Source organism: Metabacillus fastidiosus NBRC 101226 (assembly GCF_001591625.1).
Taxonomy (GTDB): Bacteria; Bacillota; Bacilli; order Bacillales; family Bacillaceae; genus Metabacillus; species Metabacillus fastidiosus.
Genome location: NZ_BCVG01000003.1, coordinates 112,629 through 119,117 on the forward strand (window position 1 = coordinate 112,629; position 6,489 = coordinate 119,117).

5 protein-coding genes are annotated in these 6,489 nt (G+C 34.9%); 2 read left to right on the forward strand and 3 right to left on the reverse strand.

Annotation, left to right across the window (positions count from 1 at the left end; translation table 11 throughout):
• Positions 1-156: 156 nt before the first annotated feature.
• Positions 157-1,311 (forward strand): AI-2E family transporter, encoded by a 1,155-nt coding sequence (locus BFA01S_RS01690; RefSeq protein ID WP_235842938.1) that lies wholly within the window; start codon positions 157-159, stop codon positions 1,309-1,311.
• A gap of 167 nt (positions 1,312-1,478) precedes the next feature.
• On the forward strand, positions 1,479-2,777 hold the full coding sequence (locus BFA01S_RS01695; RefSeq protein WP_066225051.1) for an aminotransferase class I/II-fold pyridoxal phosphate-dependent enzyme: 1,299 nt from the start codon (positions 1,479-1,481) through the stop codon (positions 2,775-2,777).
• Between the two features lie 63 nt (positions 2,778-2,840).
• Here the strand turns inward: BFA01S_RS01695 and BFA01S_RS01700 are convergent, their stop codons facing one another.
• The 3 genes from BFA01S_RS01700 to BFA01S_RS01710 form a co-directional block, all read right to left on the reverse strand.
• Positions 2,841-4,064, reverse strand: a complete 1,224-nt coding sequence (locus BFA01S_RS01700) for a PDZ domain-containing protein (protein WP_156483503.1) — start codon at positions 4,062-4,064, stop codon at positions 2,841-2,843.
• Between the two features lie 175 nt (positions 4,065-4,239).
• Complete coding sequence (locus tag BFA01S_RS01705) at positions 4,240-4,587, reverse strand: swarming motility protein SwrAA (RefSeq protein ID WP_156483504.1); 348 nt, start codon at positions 4,585-4,587, stop codon at positions 4,240-4,242.
• Positions 4,588-4,779: 192 nt separating this feature from the next.
• Positions 4,780-6,237: a S41 family peptidase gene (locus BFA01S_RS01710; RefSeq protein WP_066225056.1), complete on the reverse strand. Its 1,458-nt coding sequence runs from the start codon at positions 6,235-6,237 to the stop codon at positions 4,780-4,782.
• Between the last annotated feature and the right edge of the window lie 252 nt (positions 6,238-6,489).

Below are 6,489 nucleotides of genomic sequence, written 5' to 3' on the forward strand. Positions count from 1 at the left end.
GTTGATTTCGAAATTACAATATTTTTGTAAAATATTAAAGAAAACTTAAGAAAATTTACATGACCTTTCCATCATTTATCTCTATAATTAAAAGAAGAGTTTAATCTTTCTAGTGCAGAAAGAATAGCATTATTTTATAGAGTAGGGGGATGTTTTTTGAATTCACAAAAGCCATCAAGAATTGGTGTTTTCAAACAATTTATTTTAAATAATAAATTTGTTTTATTTTTAATGATTTTGTTATTAATTGGACTAAACATTTTAGTTTTTATGAAGGTTTCCTTTATTTTCACTCCGATCAGCGTCCTGTTAAAGACTGTACTATTACCAATCGTTTTGGCTTCGGTTGTCTACTATCTACTAAACCCGATCGTCAATTTTCTAGAAAGAAAAAAAGTAAAAAGAATTTACTCTATTTTTCTGTTATATATATTGATTGCTGGAATTATCACAATCATTATCGTATCTGTCATCCCCTTTTTAAGAGAGCAGGTAATGAGCTTAATCTATAATGTTCCAACTTATTCGATGGATATAGAAGTACTTACGAGAGATGTTTTAGGCAGTGAAGTAGTGAACCAGGTACAGCACACGCTGAATATAAACATCGCAGATTTTTCCAGCCGACTTTCTGAACAGGCTGCGTCTTTACTTAACACAACATGGATTGGCATTGGACATTTTGTTGGCGCTGTAAAAGACTTTGTTTTAGCAATTGTTACATTGCCCTTCATTCTCTTTTACTTATTAAAAGATGGAAGAAGGCTTCCAGACTTTATTTTGAATTTCCTGCCGGTCAATATGCGTAGACAAACATTCACTGTTATGAAGGAAATGAACAATCAAATCAGCTCTTATATTAGAGGACAGATTATTGTCAGCTTCTGTATCGGAGTTCTAATGTTTATCGGCTTTCAAATTATCGGACTTGATTATGCATCAGTGCTCGCTATTATTGCGGGATGTACAAGCATTGTCCCTTATCTTGGTCCAGCAATCGCTATTACACCAGCATTAATCATCGCGCTCGTTACATCGCCATTTATGCTGTTAAAGCTTATTATCGTTTGGACAATCGTTCAGCTTATTGAGGGAAAAGTTATCTCCCCGCAAATTATGGGCAGAAACTTGCATATACATCCGATCACGATTATTTTTATCATTTTAACAGCAGGGAACCTATTCGGCATCGTCGGCATTATTTTAGCTGTCCCGGGCTATGCTGTTATCAAAGTTATTACATCACATCTATTTGAATGGTTTAAAATGCGAAGCAAGCTTTATGATGAGGCAAAAGAAGAGAAGCAGTAGATGTTCCATATAGCAATTTCTTCTGTAAAAATATGTTACACTATTCGTATAATGTCGATTTTTGAAAAAAAATGTTTTAGAACTCAAATAGCTCTAGAGAGTGTTACTTTAGTGTGGTAAACTATTAGTAACAATTCTCTAAATATTTTGATGAAGGTGAGAAAAAAATGAATGATTTAGCCAGAACATTAAATGAGGCTATCAAAGAAGAAAATGAAGCTGTCTATGATATGCTGTCAAACTTAGGTAAAGAGCTTTTTTATCCAAAAGGAATTCTTAGTCAATCTGCTGAAGCTGGTCAAAAAGCACATCGTTTCAATGCTTCAATCGGAATTGCGACTGAACACGGACAACCGATGCATTTTAGTCACATTCAAAATATTTTCAGCGATGAGTTTTCACCGAAGGATTTATATCCATATGCACCACCTCAAGGTAAAGAAGAGCTTAGAAAAGAGTGGAAAAAGAAATTACTTGCGGAAAACCCAAGCTTAAAAGACGTTAATTTCGGACTTCCAATCGCTACTAATGCACTAACACATGGCTTAAGTATTGCTGCTGACTTATTTGCGGATGAAGGCGATGTTGTTATTTTACCTGATAAATACTGGGGCAACTACAATATTACATTCAATGTAAGACGTGGGACGACTGTAAGCACATATCCATTATTTAATGAGGAAAATACATTTAACACAGCTGGACTAAAAGCAACGATCGAAGCAAATAAGGATAAAGGAAAAGTTATTTTAGTATTAAACTTCCCTAACAATCCAACAGGCTACACTCCTGGCCAATCAGAAGCTGAGGAAATCGTTGAAGTTATTAAAGAAGCTGCTGAAAACGGCTTAAATCTTGTTGTACTTGTTGATGATGCTTATTTCGGACTATTTTTCGAAGATTCAATCAAGGAATCGATTTTTGGTCTTCTGGCAAATGTACACCCTCGTGTATTACCAGTGAAAATCGACGGTGCAACAAAAGAGAACTATGTATGGGGCTTCCGTGTCGGTTTCATTACTTTCGCACATGAGAGCGATGCTGTACTTAATGCCTTAGAACAAAAAACAAAAGGGATTATTCGTGGAACGATTTCAAGTGCTTCCCATCCATCCCAGTCTATTATCCTTAATTCTTTACGTTCGGAAGAGTTCGCAAAAGAAAAACAAGAAAAATTCGAACAAATGAAGAAGAGAGCAGTAAAATTAAAAGAAATATTAAATAAAGAAGAATACAATAAATACTGGAGCTACTACCCGTTCAATTCAGGATACTTCATGTGCATGAAGCTTAACGGAATCGATGCAGAAGAATTAAGACTCCACCTTCTTGATAAATATGGTGTCGGTACAATCTCTATCAATTCAACTGACTTGAGAATTGCATTCTCAAGTGTGGAAGAATCTGATCTTGAAGAACTATTCAGTCTTATTGCACAAGGTGCTCAAGATTTATTAGAAAAATAACATAAAAAGAGGCAGTATCAACTTTTGGGTTGATACTGCCTCTTTTCTTATCCATTTACAGATCTAAAGAGCTTGTCCTTTATTATCCTCTATCTCTATACTTCCTGTTTCCGTTTCCCACTTCTTCTCATCGGCTACGAATAAAATTCCAAGTTCATGATGTTCCCCATCATATAATGCCCTCTGTTCAAAACGAATCTCTCCTTTTAAATCAACAACTTCAAGTTTACAGAAAGCGCGATTCTTTTGAAGAGCCTCGTAAAATTCAGCAACAGTTTTCACTTGAATACCATTTATTCTCGTAATTAATTCTCCAACTTTCAACTGCAGCTTCTCTGCTGGGGATTGTGGCAGTATGCCTAAAATCAACAATCCCTTATCCCGTTTAGAGAAGAAGAAAGCTGCTGAATGATCATTTATACGCTGTTTCATCGTAATAACCTCACGACCAATGAAAGCAGCGATAATAACAGCAAATGCAAGCGGAGTGTACCATATACTCGCTGCAGCGATAATAAGCATAACAACACCTAATGAAACTACTCTCTGTGCTGTTGCTTTTATACTTTCCTCTGGTAACGAACCTTGAATTCTTTGTGAAAATCCAAGGAAAAATGGGATACAAAGAATCATAAAACTATCTCCATTAAGTGTTAACATCGGCCACCAAGATAACTGTGACGATAAGCTTCCTCCGGGTACAAGGAAGAACAGCGGCAGCATCCATGTACGATTAGCGATATGATTACCAATCGACAGTCCACGCGAACTTCTTTTCAGAACTGGAGAAGTCTTTAAGTGAGCTGTACGGGAGATGATAATTCCTTCTGCAATCATAATGACACTTAAAAACAGAGCAACAGCTGCAAAATTAATTTTCTCTAAGTCAATGAAAAAAGAAGCAGCCGATCCTGAACTAAGCTGTTGAAAAACAACAGCTAAAATTGCTGTAAAACCAATTGTATATACCGGGGATAACCATCGGGCATTTATCATAAATCCTAATATTCCAGTTACAATTGCTAATAGGACGACGAATCCAAATGGAAGGCTAAGTCCAATTAACATAAATAAAACGGAAGCAATAAGACCTGCTAAAATTCCTTTAGAATAAGTAAAGCGCATTTCCTCAAATACATCTTGGACACTTGTATGAAAAGATTTCCTCTCCTTTTTTAATCGGCTATAGCCATGTAAGAACGTAACAATGACAAATAAAAAAAGAAGCGGATGCATAAAAAATTTACCAATCGCAGCTAAAAATTCAACTAACCAATCCTCTAGCAAATTAGACTCACCACCTAACTGAAAATGATCGTTATCTCATATTCTATCATTTTCATCAAAGGTTGAATATTCTTATTTATAGGAAACTCTTTTGCAACATTATTTTTTCCCTATATGACTTACTGGCAGGCACCCTAACTAAGATGCTGATATATTTCAATATTTGCTTACAATACTAAAGCTTGTTCCAGAGAGATGTGTTAGATAATGAGAAATCAACTAGCGACTGATCAATTTTCATTTCCAAAGCTTCTTCTAACAATTGCATGGAAATTTTTATCTCTTTTAAATTCATTCCTAATCTTTTATGATTCTCTGTTAAATATTTCAAATATCCTTCAATACGGTGATCATCAATATCATTTACTCTTTTCACATCTGTATAATTTGCTAAATATGTGCAAAATAAATCAATTAGGCGGTCTGCTTTTATTTGCGGCATTGTTGTAACATCTATATTATTTTTTAAATCTGTTAATAATGAGCGATAAATTTGTTTTTTTAGAAAGCTAGCTTTTTTCAATATAAACCCCATCTTTCTGTTTTGAATAGAAGAAATTATTATACTCTCCTTTATATCTTCTCTACATTAGTTCGAAATCATAGTGATTTTTCCGTCCAAAAAGATGGAAATTTGAAATAATGAGAAAAAGGAACTATCTTAAAATAGAATCCCATTTAAAAGATAATTCCTTAATAATATATTTCCTATATTTTAATGAAATAATGATTTAATCGCCGTTTCTAATTGAACATCATTTTTCTCTTCATCAATATTTTCAGCTGCTACCTCATTTATTTTAGCCGCTGTTTTTCCATCGATTTTCCCAGTCATCTGTAATCCATGTTTTTGCTGAAATGCTTTTACAGCCATTTCTGTCGCTTCACTATAATAGCCATCTTCTCTTCCCGGCTCAAAACCGATTCCTTTTAAAACAATTTGTGCTAATTTTATTTGCTCATTATTCATATCAGCTTCCAGCACTTTATCTGCCTTTATCGGTCCAGCTTGGAAATAAGCAGGCTGGCTTACTTCAATTGTCGGCTCTACCCCTTTGCCGTGAATCCAGTTTCCATCAGGTGTAAGCCATTTATACAATGTCAATTTAATATTACTGCCATCACCCATCGGCACTGCTTGCTGGACTGTCCCTTTTCCAAATGAGGAGACACCAACAACATTATAGCCGTTCGCTTCTTTAAGCGCACCTGCTAAAATTTCTGAAGCTGAGGCGCTTCCTTTATCAATGAGCACATTAACTGGGTAATCCTTCTTATTATTCAATTTAGAGAAATAACGTTTCTTCTCTCCGTTTCTTTCCTCGATTTGAATATACGGTTTTTCCTTCGTAACAAATTCTTTAAGAATTTCTTCGACACTTTGTAAATATCCACCCGGGTTGCCACGTACATCTAATACAAGCCCTTTTATATTTTGTTTTTCAAGTGTTTTTAACTGTTCTTTAAAATCTTCCGCTGTTTTCTCAGAAAATGAAGTAATCTCTATATAGCCAATTTTTTTATTTTGATATTCTTTTACTGAACTAAATACTGTTTCTAACGGAATTTCATCACGGACGACCTCAAATGATATTTTATCTTTAGAATTCGGACGAAGCACTTCAATAACTACTTTCGTTCCTTTTTTCCCCCTGATTTTTATAACTGCTTCATGTAAATCCAAACCTTCAATCGATTCACCATCTATGGAAATGATTTGGTCATTCGGACGTAACCCAGCTTTTTCTGCCGGAGAATTTTTAAATGGTGAAATAATTTTTACTTTTCCCTCATCCATCCCGACCTCTGCCCCAATACCTTCAAACGAGGAATCCAATGACTGGGAAAACTGTTCTGCCGTTTCTTTATTCATATAAACAGAGTAAGGATCCTCTAAAGTGGACAGCATCCCTTGTATTGCTCCTTCAAGCAACTTGTCTTCCTCTACCTTCTCCACATATTGAGTAGAAATTAAATCATATGCCTGTTTAAACTTATCAAAGCCCGGAATATCCTCTTTTTTATTATTCACTGGCAATAAATCTGTCATTACCGGAACAGCCGTTTCTACCGTTTCCTGCTTATCATTCATAAGCTCCATACCTACATACATACCTAACGCGCCTAGTGCCATCGCTAATGCTATTAAAATTGCGACTACTCTTTGATTCATATTTTCCCTCCTTCTGCTTGAAAACAGTGTAAATAGCTTATATTATTTCCTACATACAATAAGAAAAAGCGATACCGATTAAACTTTTTATAGTATATGTGAAGCCTGTACAAATCATGTAATGTAAGAAAGAAAACATTAGAATCGTGGAGGATTCCTATATATTTGCAAAGACGGTTCACTTATTTTTGAAATTAGAGAAATATCGACTATTCACCAAAATGCTTTTTATAAAGTGAAACTTCTATTAGT

Bases quoted from the DNA above. Each gene is read 5' to 3' on its own strand.
- BFA01S_RS01695 (WP_066225051.1), top strand. From the start codon at position 1,479: ATGAATGATTTAGCCAGAACATTAAATGAGGCTATCAAAGAAGAAAAT.
- BFA01S_RS01710 (WP_066225056.1), bottom strand. From the start codon at position 6,237: ATGAATCAAAGAGTAGTCGCAATTTTAATAGCATTAGCGATGGCACTA.